The organism is Amycolatopsis sp. NPDC004747 (assembly GCF_053601335.1).
The window spans coordinates 136,332-151,332 of the sequence record NZ_JBSGBQ010000018.1 but is presented as its reverse complement, the minus strand read 5'-3'; the positions used below and the strand labels follow the sequence as shown (position 1 = coordinate 151,332).

At 72.2% G+C, this 15,001-nt stretch carries 15 protein-coding genes; 5 read left to right on the top strand and 10 right to left on the bottom strand.

Going from position 1 to position 15,001, the window contains the following annotated elements:
- Positions 1-37 precede the first annotated feature (37 nt).
- Complete coding sequence (locus tag ACWEGE_RS28125) at positions 38-889, bottom strand: hypothetical protein (RefSeq protein WP_449663447.1); 852 nt, start codon at positions 887-889, stop codon at positions 38-40.
- Between the two features lies 1 nt (position 890).
- Positions 891-2,639: a proline--tRNA ligase gene (locus tag ACWEGE_RS28120; protein WP_449663446.1), complete on the bottom strand. Its 1,749-nt coding sequence runs from the start codon at positions 2,637-2,639 to the stop codon at positions 891-893.
- 124 nt (positions 2,640-2,763) lie between these two features.
- Between ACWEGE_RS28120 and ACWEGE_RS28115 the strand changes: the two genes are divergently transcribed.
- Complete coding sequence (locus tag ACWEGE_RS28115; protein WP_449663445.1) at positions 2,764-3,117, top strand: VOC family protein; 354 nt, start codon at positions 2,764-2,766, stop codon at positions 3,115-3,117.
- A 497-nt stretch (positions 3,118-3,614) separates the two neighbouring features.
- Here ACWEGE_RS28115 and ACWEGE_RS28110 read toward each other — a convergent pair whose 3' ends face one another.
- Positions 3,615-4,877: a glycosyltransferase 87 family protein gene (locus ACWEGE_RS28110; RefSeq protein ID WP_449663444.1), complete on the bottom strand. Its 1,263-nt coding sequence runs from the start codon at positions 4,875-4,877 to the stop codon at positions 3,615-3,617.
- Positions 4,878-5,129: 252 nt separating this feature from the next.
- On the opposite strand from ACWEGE_RS28110, the gene ACWEGE_RS28105 reads away from it, so the two are divergent.
- Positions 5,130-6,032 carry a 2-hydroxyacid dehydrogenase gene (locus tag ACWEGE_RS28105; RefSeq protein ID WP_449663443.1) on the top strand — a complete coding sequence of 301 codons (903 nt, stop codon included), beginning with the start codon at positions 5,130-5,132 and terminating at the stop codon, positions 6,030-6,032.
- On the opposite strand, the gene ACWEGE_RS28100 is transcribed toward ACWEGE_RS28105, so the two are convergent.
- The 3 genes from ACWEGE_RS28100 to ACWEGE_RS28090 are packed head-to-tail and all read right to left on the bottom strand — an operon-like array spanning position 6,013 to position 8,042.
- On the bottom strand, positions 6,013-6,180 hold the full coding sequence (locus ACWEGE_RS28100; protein WP_449663505.1) for a DUF397 domain-containing protein: 168 nt from the start codon (positions 6,178-6,180) through the stop codon (positions 6,013-6,015). The two genes, ACWEGE_RS28105 and ACWEGE_RS28100, sit on opposite strands and share 20 nt — an antisense overlap.
- A 19-nt stretch (positions 6,181-6,199) precedes the next feature.
- On the bottom strand, positions 6,200-7,033 hold the full coding sequence (locus tag ACWEGE_RS28095; RefSeq protein ID WP_449663442.1) for a helix-turn-helix domain-containing protein: 834 nt from the start codon (positions 7,031-7,033) through the stop codon (positions 6,200-6,202).
- Between the two features lie 55 nt (positions 7,034-7,088).
- On the bottom strand, positions 7,089-8,042 hold the full coding sequence (locus ACWEGE_RS28090) for a GNAT family N-acetyltransferase (protein ID WP_449663441.1): 954 nt from the start codon (positions 8,040-8,042) through the stop codon (positions 7,089-7,091).
- Positions 8,043-8,097: 55 nt separating this feature from the next.
- On the opposite strand from ACWEGE_RS28090, the gene yaaA reads away from it, so the two are divergent.
- Entirely contained in the window at positions 8,098-8,844 is a 747-nt protein-coding gene (gene yaaA, locus ACWEGE_RS28085) for a peroxide stress protein YaaA (RefSeq protein ID WP_449663440.1), read from the top strand.
- A 7-nt stretch (positions 8,845-8,851) separates the two neighbouring features.
- On the opposite strand, the gene ACWEGE_RS28080 is transcribed toward yaaA, so the two are convergent.
- Positions 8,852-9,925 (bottom strand): NAD(P)/FAD-dependent oxidoreductase, encoded by a 1,074-nt coding sequence (locus tag ACWEGE_RS28080; RefSeq protein ID WP_449663439.1) that lies wholly within the window; start codon positions 9,923-9,925, stop codon positions 8,852-8,854.
- An 83-nt stretch (positions 9,926-10,008) separates the two neighbouring features.
- On the opposite strand from ACWEGE_RS28080, the gene ACWEGE_RS28075 reads away from it, so the two are divergent.
- A complete protein-coding gene (locus ACWEGE_RS28075; RefSeq protein WP_449663438.1) occupies positions 10,009-10,563 on the top strand; it encodes a suppressor of fused domain protein in 555 nt (184 codons plus the stop codon).
- On the opposite strand, the gene ACWEGE_RS28070 is transcribed toward ACWEGE_RS28075, so the two are convergent.
- The 3 genes from ACWEGE_RS28070 to ACWEGE_RS28060 all read right to left on the bottom strand — a co-directional run bounded on the left by ACWEGE_RS28070 (position 10,533) and on the right by ACWEGE_RS28060 (position 13,547).
- The gene (locus ACWEGE_RS28070) at positions 10,533-11,084 is read right to left on the bottom strand and encodes a TetR/AcrR family transcriptional regulator (RefSeq protein WP_449663437.1); all 552 of its coding nucleotides are present in this window, start codon (positions 11,082-11,084) and stop codon (positions 10,533-10,535) included. The genes ACWEGE_RS28075 and ACWEGE_RS28070 overlap by 31 nt on opposite strands.
- On the bottom strand, positions 11,084-11,887 hold the full coding sequence (locus ACWEGE_RS28065) for a class I SAM-dependent methyltransferase (protein WP_449663436.1): 804 nt from the start codon (positions 11,885-11,887) through the stop codon (positions 11,084-11,086). The genes ACWEGE_RS28070 and ACWEGE_RS28065 overlap by 1 nt, the downstream gene beginning before the upstream one ends.
- A 127-nt stretch (positions 11,888-12,014) precedes the next feature.
- Positions 12,015-13,547, bottom strand: coding sequence for a phytoene desaturase family protein (locus tag ACWEGE_RS28060; RefSeq protein ID WP_449663435.1), 1,533 nt, complete (start codon positions 13,545-13,547; stop codon positions 12,015-12,017).
- A gap of 289 nt (positions 13,548-13,836) precedes the next feature.
- On the opposite strand from ACWEGE_RS28060, the gene ACWEGE_RS28055 reads away from it, so the two are divergent.
- Entirely contained in the window at positions 13,837-14,796 is a 960-nt protein-coding gene (locus ACWEGE_RS28055) for an RIO1 family regulatory kinase/ATPase domain-containing protein (protein WP_449663434.1), read from the top strand.
- The last annotated feature ends 205 nt before the right edge of the window (positions 14,797-15,001 follow it).

Below are 15,001 nucleotides of genomic sequence, written 5' to 3'. Positions count from 1 at the left end.
GAGCGCCGGACCGGGGTTTCCCCGACCGGTCCGGTGCTCAGCGGAAGGTGGTGGGCGGCGGAGTGGTCGTGCCGCGGTCCTTCGCCGGGACGAACCGGAAGCTGCGCACGATCCGCTCCAGGTCCTCGCGCACCGAAGGTCCCGCCCGGTCGGTGTCCGCGTACGCCACCACCACCCCCGACGCGCCCGAGCCGTCGCCGAAGCCCATCGCCACCACCAGCGCGTGCTTGGTCGCGCATCCGCCCGTGTGCGTGCCCGCCACTTCGGCGACCACGACCCGGGCCGCGACCGTGGTGCCGTCGGCCTTCGCGACCTGCGCGTTCACGCTCGTGCTCACCTGCGGTGTTCCGCCGTAGGCACCCGATGCCACGTCCGCCGCGGCCTTGCGCGCGGCCGCGTCGATGTCTTCCAGTGGTTCGGTCGCGACCCCCGCGCCGCCGGCTTCGCCGGTACCGCACGAGTCCTTGCCCAGGAACGCGCTCGTGATCAGCCTGATCCCCGCCCAGCCGTGCTGCGTGCCGGGCGCCGGCTCCCAGTTCGGCGGGACGTCGTAGGCGTACGAGCCGTCGCGACCCGCGACGGACTGCCAGCCCTCGACCACCACCGGCACCGCCGCGCGCGGCGACGGCGTCACCACGAGCGGCGCGGGTGGCGGCGAAGACGACGCCGGGTGCTGCTTGCCGACGCCGAGCGCGTTCAGCACGCCCGCGACCAGGGCGATGAACACCAGGCCGAACCACGGCGCCCGCCGCCACTTCAGCGGCTTCAGCTTCGGGCGGATGCGCTTCGGCTGAGCGCGCGGCGCGTCCGCGGGTTCGTAACCGCCAAACCCGCGAAGCGCCGCGTTGTCCTCATAGCCCGGCGTCGCATCCTCGGAACGCCGGCTCATGTCAGCTCCGGACGAGCTTGACCAGGTGCTCGACGACGGCGTCGACCGCGATCTCCTCGCGCTCGCCCGTGCGCCGGTCCTTGACCTCGACGACGCCGTTGGCCAGGCCGCGCCCGACCACCAGGATGGTCGGCACGCCGACCAGCTCGGCGTCGGCGAACTTGACGCCCGGGGTCGCCTTGCGGTCGTCGAGGATGACCTCGACGCCGGCCGCGTCCAGCTCGGCGGCGATCTTCTCGGCGCCGGCCGCGACCGTCTCGTCCTTGCCCGCGATGACGATGTGCACGTCGAACGGCGACACCACCCGCGGCCAGATCAGGCCGAGGTCGTCGTGGTTCTGCTCGGCGAGCACGCCGACCAGCCGCGAGACGCCGACGCCGTAGGACCCCATGGTGATCCGGATCGGCTTCGAGTCCGGGCCGAGCGCGTCGACCTCGAAGGCGTCGGTGTACTTGCGGCCGAGCTGGAAGATGTGCCCGATCTCGATGCCGCGCGCGGCGACCAGGGTGCCGTGCCCGTCCGGCGACGCGTCGCCTTCGCGAACCTCGGCGGCCTCGACGGTGCCGTCCGGGGTGAAGTCGCGGCCGGCCAGCAGGTCGACGACGTGGTGGTCGACCTTGTCGGCCCCGGTGACCCAGGCGGTGCCGGGGACGATCCGCGGGTCGGCGAGGTAGCGCACGCCGTTGTCCTGCAGCGCCTTCGGGCCGATGTAGCCCTTGACCAGGAACGGGTTCTTCGCGAAGTCGGCCTCGTCGAGCAGCGCGACCTCGGCCGGCTCCAGCGACGCTTCGAGGCGCTTCATGTCCACTTCGCGGTCGCCCGGGACGGCGACGCAGACGAGCTCCCACTCGTCCGAACCCGGCCGGCGCGTCTTGAGCATGACGTTCTTCAGCGTGTCCGCGGCGGTGAACGTGCGGCCCAGGTCGGCCTTGTTCAGGAAGTCGACCAGCGTTTCGATGGTCGGCGTGTTCGGCGTGTGGTGCACCTGCGCCTCGGGGCGGCCCTCGAGGGGCTGGGCGGGCGGCGCGGGCGTGACGACGGCTTCGACGTTCGCGGCGTAGCCGGACTCGGTGCTGCGGACGTAGGTGTCTTCGCCCGTCTCGGCGACCGCGAGGAACTCCTCGGACGCCGAGCCGCCCATGGCACCCGACGTCGCCTTCACGACGACGTACTCGAGGCCGAGCCGGTCGAACAGCTTCGTGTAGGCGTCGCGGTGGGCCTGGTAGGAGCGCGCGAGGCCGTCGTCGTCGAGGTCGAAGGAGTAGGAGTCCTTCATGACGAACTCGCGGCCGCGCAGGATGCCGGCGCGGGGGCGCGCTTCGTCGCGGTACTTGGTCTGGATCTGGTACAGCGTGACCGGGTAGTCGCGGTACGAGCTGTACTCGCCCTTGACGGTGAGGGCGAACAGCTCCTCGTGCGTCGGGCCGAGCAGGTAGTCGGCGCCCTTGCGGTCCTTGAGGCGGAAGAGGCCGTCGCCGTACTCGGTCCAGCGGCCGGTGGCCTCGTAGGGCTCCTTCGGCAGCAGCGCGGGGAACTGGATCTCCTGCGCGCCGATGGCGTTCATCTCCTCGCGCACGACGGCCTCGATGCGGCGCAGCACGCGCAGGCCGAGGGGCAGCCAGGAGTACCCGCCCGGGGCGACCCGGCGGACGTAGCCGGCGCGTACCAGGAGCCGGTGGCTCGGTACCTCGGCGTCCGCCGGATCCTCGCGCAACGTGCGAAGGAACAACGACGAAGTCCTGGTGATCACTGCGGGGCTCCCTGCGCCGGGCGGGTGTGAAAGTCCCGCTCAGGGTAGTCAATACCCCGGCCGTGACTCCAACGGGTTACTCGGCGGCCCGGTTTTGTCGGTGGTGCCCGCTAGCGTCGGGGGCATGGCGATCCACATGGGCATGATCACGATCGACTGCGCGGACCCGAAGGTCATGGCGGAGTTCTGGACGGCGGCACTGGGCACGGAGGTGGCGCAGGACCACGGCGAGTTCGTGGTGCTGGCACCGCCACCGGCCGGCGGGCTGAGAGTGGGGCTGCAGCGGGTACCGGAGCCGCGGGCCGGGAAGAACCGGGTGCACGTGGACTTCGGCGGCGAAGATCGCGAGGCCGAGGTGAAGCGGCTGGTGGGGCTGGGTGCGAAGGAGGTGGCGGAGCACGAGGTGCCGGGCCTGGCGTGGACGGTGCTCGCGGACCCGGAGGGCAACGAGTTCTGCGTGTCGGCGGCGGTGCACTGAGGTGGCGGCGGAGGTTCATTGAGGAGGTTCATCGAGGAGGTGCGCTGAGGGAGTGTGCTGAGGGGTCGGCGCTGGGGCCGGCGCTCCGGGCAGGCCAGGGCGGGTGCGGGGCTCGGGCATGGCGGCACCGGCACCCGAGCCGGGCAGGGCGGCCGGGCAAGCGACCCAACCACACCCGGCAACAACCGCACCCGAGCCGGACAGGCCGACCGAGCCGGCGACCCGACCACGCCGGGCGACAACGGGCACCCGAGCCGGACAAGGCGGCCGAGCCAGCGACCCAACCACACCCGGCAACAACCACACCCGAGCCGGACAGGCCGACCGAGCCAGCGACCCAACCACACCCGGCGACAACGGCACCCGAGCCGGACAAGGCCGACCGAGCCAGCGACCCAACCACACCCGGCAACACCGCCACCCACCCGGCAAGCCCGACCGGGCAGGCCGCCGGACCGAGTGACCTGGGGCGGTGGGAACGGCGCCGGGCGCGGCTGTCAGGTTCCGCCGTGCCCGGTTGGGACCGGCTCGGCGGGTCGGTGGTCTCCGGTTTCCGTCCACCCGGAGGCGTCCGGTGCGGCCGGCACCGGTTGCCCGCGCGGCAGCAGCCGGCGCGGCAGCACCGCGAACGCCAAGAGCACCAGGAAACCGGTGACCACGTAACTCTCCCCGAGCACGTGCGTCCACCACGGCGCACCCGGGCTCGCCGGGAACAGCTCCGCCGGGGCGAACACGGCCACCGCGCCGACGACGGCCAGGGCCGGCACCGCCGCCCACGGCACCCGGCCCGCCCACACCGCCGCGGCCACGAGCAGCGGGGCGAACCACACCCAGTGGTGCGTCCACGACATCGGCGAAACCAGCGTGCCGAGCGCGGCCGTCGCCAGCCAGGCGGGTACGTCGCTGCCGGCCCGCCGGAAGCGGAGGACGACCACAGCGGCGAGTGCGACCGCCGCCGCGACCAGTGCCGCCCACAGCAGCAGGGTGTCCGGCGGCGGGACCAGCCGGGCCGCGAAGCCGCGCAAGGACTGGTTGCCGGGCAGGGCGACGTTGCCGATCCGCGCCGGGTCCCACACCGCCCGCGTCCAGTAGAACGCCGACTCGTGTGGTGCCACCGCCCAGGCCAGGCCGGTGCAGGCGGCGAAGCTCGCGACGGCGACCAATGCGGGGCGGACCTGCTTGCCGAACAGGAAGAACAGCACGAACACCAGCGGCGTCAGCTTGATCCCGGCCGCGATGCCGACGAGCACGCCGCGTGGCCAGCGGGGGTTGCGGTGCAGGCAGTCGAGCGCGACGAGCCACAGCAGGAAGACGTTGACCTGGCCCCAGTAGAGCGTGTGGATCAGCGGCTCGAGCTGCAGCGCGCCGACGGTCCCGACGGCGGCGATCAGGGGCCGGTGCGGCAGCGCCGGGCGCGTCCGGGCCAGGACGAGCAGGTGGATGTGGAACAGTGCCGCGGCGGTGCCCGCGGTGAACACGAACGCGCCCAGCCGGTACCAGCCCAGCACCAGCCCGAACGGCAGCAGGGAAAACGGCGGGTACGTGTAGGTCCCCGGATGCGCCTCGGTCGAGAGCACGATGTTGTAGAGGTCTTTTCCGTCCAGCCAGGCGAGCACGCCGGCGTGGTAGATCCGGGTGTCGGAAAGGGCGGCGAGCCCCTGGTCCACCGACAGTCCGATCCGGACGGCCGTCGCGGCCGCGAGGGCCATGAGCAGCCACGGAGCAACCCGGACGAACAGACGAAACTGGGAAACGGTCACAGGCCCTCCCGACCCACCGCCGGCAACTGCGCGTGCGGCTCCGCGGACCCGCACGCACTCGATATCGTTCCGCGGCTTCGCTGCGTATCAGTTTTTTCCGCATTCGGCGAATATGGAAAATTGCCGGATTCCGAGCACGGAATTCGTGTCACACGGCAAAGGGATCGTGGGGATTCGTCGTTCGCGGCCACCTCGAGGTGACCACCGTCGCCCCACGCGGCCGCGGCGGTGCACTAGCGGTAGAAAGGCGGCATGAGTGCTCGCGTACTGCTGCCGTGGACCGACATCGACGTGCCGGAAGGGGTCGGTGTCGCCTACTACGACGGCGTCGGCGCGCCCCCGGCCGAGCTCGGCGAAGTCGAGTTCTACGTGCTGCCCTACGACCGCGGGCCGGAGCCGCCGAAGCTGATCAGGCAGCTGCCGTCGCTGCGGGTCGTGCAGTCGCTGTCGGCCGGCGTCGAAGCGCTCGTGCCGCTGCTACCCGAAGGCGTCCGGCTGGCCAACGGGCGCGGGCTGCACGACCTGAGCGTCGCCGAGCACGCGCTCGCGCTCATCCACGCGGCGCAGCGGGACCTGCCGCGCTGGTTCGCGCAGCAGGCGCGCGGCGCGTGGGTCCGTGAGCACACGCGGTCGCTGGCCGACAGCCGGGTGCTCCTGGTCGGGTACGGCTCGATCGGGCAGGCCGTCGAACGCCAGCTGGTCGCCGCCGAGGCCGTGGTGACGAGGGTGGCGAGCCGCCCGCGCCCGGCCGAAGGCGTCCACGGCGTCGCCGAGCTGCCCGCGCTGCTGCCCGAGGCCGACATCGTCGTGCTGATCCTGCCCGACACCCCGGCAACGCGGGGCCTCATCGGCGACGGCGAGCTGGCGGCGCTGCCCGACGACGCCCTGGTGATCAACGTCGGCCGCGGCACGGCGATCGACACGGACGCCCTCCTGGCGGAGACCCGCACCGGACGCCTGCGCGCGGGACTCGACGTCGTCGACCCGGAGCCACTGCCCGCAGACCATCCACTGTGGACGGTGCCGGGGGTGGTCATCACCCCGCACATCGCGGGCGGGTCGGCGTCGTTTTATCCGCGCGCGAAGAAGCTCGCGGCGGAGCAGGTGCGGAGGTACTTGGAGGGTGAGGAGCTGCTCAACCTCGTAGAGAGCTGACGGCGGCGGCCCACGCGGCACGGGAGACGGTCAGCTCGCCCCGCTCCCGGGCCTTCGTGTCCCGGATGCCGACCGAGCGATCGAGCTTCACCTCGACGCAGTTGGATTGACCGCCGCTGTAGCTCGACTTGCGCCAAACCATGTTCATCACGCCGAGGCCTCCCGGGCTATCGCGCGACCTCCCGAAGCATGGCTCGGGTGTCGTCTTCACTCAGTGCCTTGCCAGCCAACAGCTTAGCCTGTTTCCGGTAGCTTCCGACGACATCATCCTCGTTGAGGAACGCGGTGGCGTGCGAGTTCTCCAGGTGCACGATGGGCGGCAGGGAACCGAATTCGTACAGGATGAAGGATCCGTTCAGCCCAGGGTGATAGCCGATGTTCGCAGGCACGATCCGGAGCGAGATGTTCGGCCGCCTCATCATCGCCAGCAGATGATCCATCTGGTCCGACATCACCTCGGCACTGCCGATTTCTTCGCGGATCGCGATTTCGCCCACCAAAGCAGCGAGCCGGACCGGGTCCGGCCTCTGGAGAATTTCCTGCCGGTTCAACCGCGCAACCAGCCTGGCATCCGCTTGCGGCAGATCGATCTCCGAATTGGTCAGGATCGCCCGCGCATAGTCGGGTGTCTGCAGGAGGCCGGGCACGATCGCGAGCTCCCAGTTCGTGATGCGGGTGGCGGTGCGCTCGTACTCCACGATCCCGCTCAGTGCGGGCGGCAGGTCCGACGGGTTCGAATCCAGCCAGTTGTCTTCGCGGGCGTGCCTGGCCAGGCGCATCATGCGGTCATACGTCACGTCGTCGACCCGGAGCGCGCCGAGCAACCTGGCCACGTCCTCCGGCTGCGGCACCCGTTGTCCCTTTTCCCACGCCGACAACAACTGCGGCAGAATCCGGACCATCCGGGCGAGTTCGCGCAGCCCTTTTCCCCGCGCTACCCGCACTTCGCGCAGCGAAGCGGCCAATGCCCTCGAACCAGGCGAGGTGGAAGTCGGCTTCATGTCGTGATGGTACGAATGCCGTCCATTCCCCGATCGGCGGTGGGGCGTCCCATTTTCAGGACAGCACGTACACGTGCCATTCGTCGTCGACGCGGTATCCGCACCGTTCGTAAACACCCAGCGCGCGGTGCGCATTGTCGACGTCGACGTTGAGGGCGGACCGGTCGAATCCCGCGTTCTTCGCCGCCAGGAGCGTGTGCCCCAGCAACCCGGACGCCACGCCGCGGCCGCGCAGCGCCGCCCTCGTTCCCACCCAGGTGGCGTAGTGCTCGCGGATGCCCGTCGCCTCGGTTTCGGACGCGTAGTGGTGGCTCAGCACGAACGCCTGCACCTTTTCGCCGTCCAGGACGAGGAACGACAGCTCCGGCCGGAAGTCCTTCGAACCGGTGACCAGGTGGCGCCAGGCGTCGGGCTCGTAGACCGTGCTGCCCCAGTGGCCGGCGAAGGTGTCGTTGCGGGCGTCGAGCGCGGCGAGGTCGTGCTCGAAGCCGAAGGGCACCGCCTCGAAGCCGTCCGGCAGCGGGGGCTGTTCCGGCAGGTCGGCGAGGCCGACGCGCATGTTGACCATCGTCCGGCCGTGCGTGTAGCCCGCCCGGGTGAGGACGCCGGCGATCCAGCGCTCGTTCTGGTGGCTGCCGTGGTGCAGTTCGAGCGGTGCGCCCGGGAAGACGCGCTCGTGGACCTCGCGGCTCGTGCGCGCGAACCACTCGACCAGGTGAGTGCCGACGGCGTCGTCGCGGTGCTCCGGGTGCACGACCGACTGGAGCCGGATCATGTGCACGGGGTCGGCGGCGTCGCGGCGGCGGACCAGGCCGTAGCCCACGAGCTCCTCGCCCGCCCAGGCGCCGACGGTCGCGCGGGCCAGGTCGACGTTGGGGCCTTCCAGTTCCTCGCGGAGGTCGTCCGCGCTGAAGTGGTCACCCGTGCGGTCGACTGCTTCGGCCGCCGCGTACAGGCCGGCGAGGGCCGGAGCGTCGCCGAGGGTCAACGGCCGCCAGGTCAGGTCCATCCCGGCAGGCTAGGCCGGGCGGCGGCGCCTCCGCACCCCGATTTAGGCTCGGCGGGTGCTGGTGCTCCTCCCCCCATCCGAGACCAAGGCCGACGGCGGCCGCGGCGGCCCGCTCGACCTGGGCGCGCTGTCGTTCCCCGAGCTCAACCCGACGCGCGCCAAGCTCGCCGACGCACTGGCCGAGCTGGCCGCCGACGTCCCGGCCAGCATCGCGGCACTGGGCATCACCGAGCGGCAGGCGGGCGAGGTCGAGCGCAACGCGCGGCTGTGGACGTCCCCGACGATGCCGGCGCTGCGCCGCTACACCGGCGTCCTGTACGACGCGCTGGACGTGAAGAGCTTCACGAAGGCGGGCCTGGAGAAGGCCCACCGGCGGCTGGCGGTGACATCGTCGCTGTTCGGCGTGGTGTCGGCGACCGACCCGATCCCGGCGTACCGCCTCTCGGGCGGCAACTCGCTGCCGGCGCTGGGCACCGTCCGCGGGCTGTGGAAGCCGGTCCTCGAGCCGGTGCTGCAGGCGGTGGAGGGCCTGGTGGTGGACCTGCGCTCGGGAACGTACTCGGCGTTCGCAAAACTGCGCCCGGACGCGGTGACGGTCCGCGTGGTGACGGAGAACGCCCGCGGCGAGCGCGTGACGGTGAGCCACTTCAACAAGGCGTACAAGGGCCGCTTGGCCCACGTCCTGGCGGCCACCCGCGCCGAGCCGTCCACTGTGGACCAGCTGGCGAAGGTGATCACCAAGGCGGGCCTGGTGGTCGAGCGCACGGGCGAACACGCCCTGGAGCTGGTCACCGAGGGCTGACGGGGCCTCAAAACCGGTCCGGCGCGAACGGGCTCAGGTCGAAGCCCGGGTCCTCCCCCAACGCCACCGCCGCCACCAGCTTTCCCGCGAACGGCGCGTTCGTCAGCCCGCCCGCGCCGAAGCCCGTCGCCACCGCCAGGCCCGGCCTGATCAGGCCCAGCACCGGGCGCCCGTCCGGCGTGCCCGGCCGGAAGCCGACCCGGGTCTCCGCGAGCGTCGCGTCCGCCAGGCCCGGGGCCACCGCCAGCGCGTTCTCCAGCACCTCGCGCTGCCCGGCCGCCGTGACGCGGTAGTCGAAGCCCGACTCCGCCTCGCGGGTCGCCCCGGCCACCACCCGGCCGCCGCCGAAGGCCAGGAGGTAGTGGCTGGAGGCGCGGGGCAGGACCACCGGCCAGGCCGCCGTTTCCGTGTCCGGCAGGTCGAAGTGGCTGATCTGGCCGCGGTGCGGCGTCACCGGCAGGTCGATCCCCAGCGGCGCCAGCAGTTCGCGGCTCCACGCGCCGGCCGCCACCACCACGCTGTCCGCTTCGAGCGGGCCGTCCGGGCCCGCCACCGTGCCGTCCGCGCGGAAGGCGAGCTCGCCCGCGGTGAACTTCGCGCCCCGGCGTTCGGCCGCCGCCAGCAGGGCGCGGCGCAGCACGTGCCCGTCGACGCGGCCGGCGCCCGACAGGTGGACCGCGCCCAACCCGGGCGCCAGTGCCGGGAACAGCTCGCGGGCCTGCGCCGGGTCGAGGCGCCGGACCTCGCCGATCTCGGGCGCGTCGGCCGCCCGCGACGTCAGCAGCTCGTGCGCTTCCGCCAGCTCCGCGTCGTCGGCCGAGACCACCATTCCGCCGACCACCTCGAACGACGATCCTTCGAGCTCCGCGGTGAATTCCCGGTAGTACCGGCTGGCCGCCGCCGCGAGCGGGTACACCGCGTCCTCCCGGCGGGAGGCCCAGGGGCTGACGATGCCGGCGCCGGCCTCGGTCGCCGTCCCCGGGCGGGCCGCGTCCGCCACGATCACTTCCGCGCCGCGGCCCGCGAGGTGCCAGGCCGTCGCCGCGCCGCCGATTCCGCTGCCGATCACGAGCACTCGCATGCTCCCCACCCTGCCCGATCTTGCCGCGCCCGGGCCAGCGGGATAACCCACGCCGGCGCCCGCCCGGCCGTATGCTGCGCGCCATGCCGAGCCGTGCCGAGCGGTATCTCGCCCATCTCGACACCCTGACCGGGTCCGCCGCGCCCCGGCTGCAGCCCATCCCGTCGACGCAGCCCGGGCTCGACGACGTCATCGCGTTCGTCTACGCCGACGAGCCCGAGCCGCGCTACCTCACCGGCGCGACCTACGGCCTCTCCCTGGCCGACCACCCGGACTGGCACGGCGTGCGGCCGGAGCTGTGGATCAGCGTCCGCTCCGACGACCCGGTCTGGGCGCTGGCCATCGGTTACCTGGCCGAGCAGCTGCGCGGCACGTGCCCGTTCGTCTACGGCGACACGATCGACTTCGGCCAGCCGATCGCGCCGGAGTCGTCGATGACGGCGTTCGCCGTTTCGGCGCCGGCCGGTCTCGACGCGCACCAGTACACCCTGATCGACATCGGTGGCGCCCCGATCAGCATCGCGGGCTGCTACCCGGTGCACGACACCGAGCGGAAGTTCATCCGCGAGCACGGCATCGACGCGTTCTGGCAGCTGGACTGGGACCTCTACGACGTCCGCCGCGCGCCGGTGGTCTGATCCACGAGCTCGCGGACCACGGCGACGAAGGCCTCGACGTCCAAGCCGTCGTCCCAGGACGCCTGCAGCAGCAGCCCCTGGTAGACGGCGACGAGCACGCGGATCAGGGGTTCCGGGGCGACCGCCCCGAACGCCTCGAGCTGGTCGTCCACGCCTTGGCGCGCGAGGGCGCGGATCCGGGGTTCGCGGACGGTTTCGGCCCAGGCCTGCATCCCGAGGTTCCGCTGCTGCGCGGCCGCCGGATCCGCGATGGCGCGCAGCAGGCCGAGATAGGCGGCGAGCGGGTCGTCCGCGGCACCGAGCCCGGCCGAACGGTCCGTGTGCCATTCGGCGACGATCGCCAGGATCATGTCCTCCTTGCCGGTGAAGTACCGGTAGATCAGCCCGGCGGACAGGCCGGACTCCTTGACGATGTCCTGCATCGACGTGCGGTGGAAACCGTTGCGGGCGAAGCAGCCGGCCGCGGCGTCGAGGATCTGGCGGCGGCGGTTCGTCAGGTGCTCCGCGCTGACCTTGGGCATTACCGGACCACCGCCCAGGCGATCCGGTAGAAGCCCGCGGCGGGCTCGTCGCGGTGGTAGCGCTCGGCGGCTTCCTTCGCGGACAGGTCACCCTCCAGCTCCAGGCCCCGTTCGGCGAGGTAGCCGGGCACGTCGGCGGGGTGCAGGCCGAACGTCCACGGCTCGCCGACCTTCCCGACCTCCCGGTGCCAGGTGGTGTCGGCGCCGAGCGCCGAGCGGTCGACGTAGGTGAAGATGACCGTGCTGCCGCGCGCGACGATCCCGGTCAGCTCGCGGAAGGTCGCGTCGACGGCCGGCTCGGTGAGGTAGTTGGTGACGCCTTCCCAGACGACCGCGGTGCGCTTCGCGGGGAAGCCGCCGAGGGCCGCGGCGAGGCTTTCGGCGCCGAGGTCGACGGGCACGTAGCGGACGTGCGGGCGGTCGGCGATGCGCCGCCGCTTGGCCTGCTGGGTGGCCGGAAGGTCGACCTCGTAGGTGGGCGGCATCTCGGGGAGGCGGTGGGCCCGGCTGTCGTAGCCGGCGCCGAGCAGCAGCACCTGCTCCGGCCGGGCCTCGGCGAGCAGGTCGTCGATCAGCCGGGTGCGGGCGACCGCGGACGTGCGGGGGCCCTCCGGGTAGCGGTGGTCGATGACCCGGGCGATGCCCTGCCCGACGAGCGGGACCGCGGCGGCCCGCACGAGCCAGCGGTAGCGGGCGGACAGGAACCGGATGGCGTGGTCGTCGGCGAAGAGCCGGTCGCGGCGCCGGGTTTCCAGGGCGCGGAAGAAGGCGACGTGCTCGGCGGTCCGGCTGGCGGTGTGCATGCGGCCAGCATAGTGAATGAACGTTCGTTTTTCACCTGGCCACCGCGTTCGGCGCGGCCGGCCGCTCAGTTCCGGTACGCGGCCGCCGCGAGCTGCGCGAACGACCGGACCAGCGGCCCGGCGTGGATCACCCCGCGCCGAGCACCGCCATCGCCGCGTTGTGGCCGGGGATGCCGCTGACACCACCTCCTCTCGCGGCACCCGCGCCGCACAACAGGATGCGTTCGTGGGCGGTCTCGACGCCCCAGCGACCGGCCTGGGCCGGGTCTTCCGCGTACGGCCACGACAGGTCCCGGTGGAAGATGTGCCCCGCCGGCAGGCCCAGCTCGGCTTCCAGGTCCAGCGGGGTTTTGGCCTCCACGCAGGGCCTGCCGTCCGGCGCGGTCAGCAGGCAGTCCTCGATCGGCTCGGCCAGCACGCTGTCGAGCGAAGCCAGCGTTGCGCGCAACGCCGCTTCGCGGGCCTCTTCGTTGCGCCCCTCGAAGAGGCGGGCCGGCATGTGCAGGCCGAACAGGGTGAGCGTGTGCGTGCCGGCCGCGCGTTCGGCCGGGCCGAGGATCGACGGATCCGTCAACGAGTGGCAATAGATTTCGCAGGGCGGCAGCGTGGGGATCCTGCCCGCCGCCGCCTCGCGGTACGCCGCCTCCAACTGCGTGAAGGTTTCGTTGACGTGGAAGGTGCCTCCGAACGCGTCGGCCGGATCGACCTCCGGGTCGCGCAGCCTCGGCAGCCGCTTCAGCACCATGTTGACCTTCAGCTGGGCGCCTTCCGGCCGTTCCGCCGGTTCCTCCCCCAGCAGCCGCGCGAGCGTCGCCGGTGCGACGTTCGCCAGGACGTGCCCGGCCCGGACGACGAGCTCGGTTTCGGCGCGCCGGAACCGCACCTCGCCGTCCGGGTCGACCGAGAGCACTTCCGCGCCGGTCACCAGGTGCGCGCCCGCCGCGGCGGCGACCGCCGCGAGCGAACGGGTGACCGCACCCATGCCGCCGACCGGGACGTCCCAGTCGCCGGTGCCGTTGCCGATCACGTGGTAGAGCAGGCACCGGTTCTGCCGGAGGTCCTCGCCGTCCGCCGGGGCGAACGTGCCGATCAGCGCGTCGGTGAGCACCACGCCGCGCACCGTGTCGTGGCCGAACCACGACGTGAGCGCTTCGCCGATCGGCCGTTCGAACAGCAGGGACCACGCCTCGGCGTCGCCGATGCGGGCGCGGAAGTCCACTTCGGACAACAATGGCTCGGTGAGCGTCCCGAACGCGCGCCCGGCGACACGCTCGGTCAGCTCGTAGAACCGTTGCCAGGCCGAGAAGTCCGAAGTGGACCCGGTGACCGCGCGGAACGACGACGCCGTCCGGACGGCGTCGTCGTTGTCGACGAGGAGACCCGAGCCGCCCGACGGGGTGTAGGACGACATCCGGCGCCGCCGCAGCTCCACGTCGAGGCCGAGGTCGGCCACGATCTTCTTCGGCAGCAGGCTGATCAGGTACGAGTAGCGCGAAAGCCGGACGTCCACGCCCTCGAACGCGCGGAACGAGACGGCGGCGCCACCGGTCTCCTCCCGCCGTTCGAGCACGAGCACCGACCGGCCCGCCCGCGCCAGGTACGCGGCCGCCACCAGGCCGTTGTGCCCGCCGCCGACGATCACCACGTCGTAACTGTCCATCTGCCGCCTCTCTCGGTTCGGCCTGCCCGTCAATCGTGACCACGGCGGCGGGCCGAATTCAAGGAAACGTCACAAATACTCCGTTCGCGGCGACCCCGCGGAAAATCCGGTTGCGCGGCGCCCGACCGGTCCGGCACCCTGAACGCGAGCCGGCCGGGAGCCGGTGTGCGTGAGAACGGGAGGTGCCTGTCGTGATGACTGTCCGGGCCCTTTCGCGCCCTCACCCACCCGCCCCCCGAGGCTGATTCCGCGCCCGGTGGGGCATCCCTGATCGAGGAGAAACCCACCAGTGCGCCGGCACGACTTCGAAGACTTCGACCTGTTCGACGACCAGCCCACCCGCCTCCGCAAGAGCCCGCGGCGCGGACGCTTCGACGAACCCGAACCCACCCGCAGCGGACGGCTGACCGAAGCCGAACGCGTCCGCCTCGCGAAGCTGCGCGACGACGCCTACACCGAAAACCAGCTTCCCGATGGTGCCGACCGCTGGTCCACCTGGGACGACGCCGAACACGGCCCGCTCCCCCGGCCGGACTGGGTCGTCACCGAACTCGCCGCGGTCGACACCGACCTCGGCGTCCTCAAGACCGGCAAGGAGGCCGACGTCCACCTCCTGCGGCGCGGGCTGCCCGGCACGCCGGGCACGCTGCTCGCCGCGAAGCGCTACCGCAGCGACGAACACAAGCTGTTCCACCGCGACGCGGGCTACCTCGAGGGGCGGCGGATGCGCCGGTCCCGCGAGATGCGGGCGATGGCGCAGCGCAGCGCGTTCGGCCGCAACCTCATCGCCGAACAGTGGGCGGTGGCCGAGTTCGCCGCGCTGAGTCGCCTGTGGACGCTCGGCGCGCCGGTGCCCTACCCGGTGCAGCGCGAGGGCACGGAACTGCTGCTCGAGTTCCTCGGCGAGGAGGACGGCACGGCCGCGCCCCGGCTGGCCCAGGTCCGCCCGGACCCCGGCGAGCTGACGGACCTGTGGTTCCAGGCCACCGCCGCGCTCGAGCTGCTCGCCTCCGAGGGGCTCGCGCACGGCGACCTCTCGGCGTACAACCTGCTCGTGCACCGGGGCAGGCTGATGGTGATCGACCTGCCTCAGGTCGTCGACGTCGTGGCCAACCCCGGCGGCGTCGAGTTCCTGGCGCGGGACGTGCGAAACCTGGCCGGCTGGTTCCACGGCCGCGGGCTCGGCGAGCACGTCACGAACACCGGAGAACTGCTGGCCGAGCTCGTTTCGGCGGCCGGGCTCGAGTGATTCCGGGGCGGCGTCGCGGCTGTGGTGCGGAACACGCCTGCGACGCCGCCCACAACCGGTGACCTCGATGCGTAGTACCGGCTCCGCCTCGGGTACAGTGAACACAGACCGCAACCGGCGGCGTGGATGAGTTGGTGTCCGTCGCCTCCAGAGCCACCGAATGGCTCGCGGTGATCCGTAACCCAAGCGGCGCGCAGTGTCGGCA

Excerpts from the sequence above, each read along its gene's own strand:
- ACWEGE_RS28070 (WP_449663437.1), bottom strand. The coding sequence starts at position 11,084 with ATGCCCAAGGTCAGCGCGGAGCACCTGACGAACCGCCGCCGCCAGATC.
- ACWEGE_RS28060 (WP_449663435.1), bottom strand. The coding sequence starts at position 13,547 with ATGGACAGTTACGACGTGGTGATCGTCGGCGGCGGGCACAACGGCCTG.
- ACWEGE_RS28080 (WP_449663439.1), bottom strand. The coding sequence starts at position 9,925 with ATGCGAGTGCTCGTGATCGGCAGCGGAATCGGCGGCGCGGCGACGGCC.
- ACWEGE_RS28115 (WP_449663445.1), top strand. The coding sequence starts at position 2,764 with ATGGCGATCCACATGGGCATGATCACGATCGACTGCGCGGACCCGAAG.
- ACWEGE_RS28065 (WP_449663436.1), bottom strand. The coding sequence starts at position 11,887 with ATGCACACCGCCAGCCGGACCGCCGAGCACGTCGCCTTCTTCCGCGCC.
- ACWEGE_RS28125 (WP_449663447.1), bottom strand. The coding sequence starts at position 889 with ATGAGCCGGCGTTCCGAGGATGCGACGCCGGGCTATGAGGACAACGCG.
- ACWEGE_RS28075 (WP_449663438.1), top strand. The coding sequence starts at position 10,009 with ATGCCGAGCCGTGCCGAGCGGTATCTCGCCCATCTCGACACCCTGACC.
- ACWEGE_RS28105 (WP_449663443.1), top strand. The coding sequence starts at position 5,130 with ATGAGTGCTCGCGTACTGCTGCCGTGGACCGACATCGACGTGCCGGAA.
- ACWEGE_RS28090 (WP_449663441.1), bottom strand. The coding sequence starts at position 8,042 with ATGGACCTGACCTGGCGGCCGTTGACCCTCGGCGACGCTCCGGCCCTC.
- ACWEGE_RS28095 (WP_449663442.1), bottom strand. The coding sequence starts at position 7,033 with ATGAAGCCGACTTCCACCTCGCCTGGTTCGAGGGCATTGGCCGCTTCG.
- ACWEGE_RS28100 (WP_449663505.1), bottom strand. The coding sequence starts at position 6,180 with ATGAACATGGTTTGGCGCAAGTCGAGCTACAGCGGCGGTCAATCCAAC.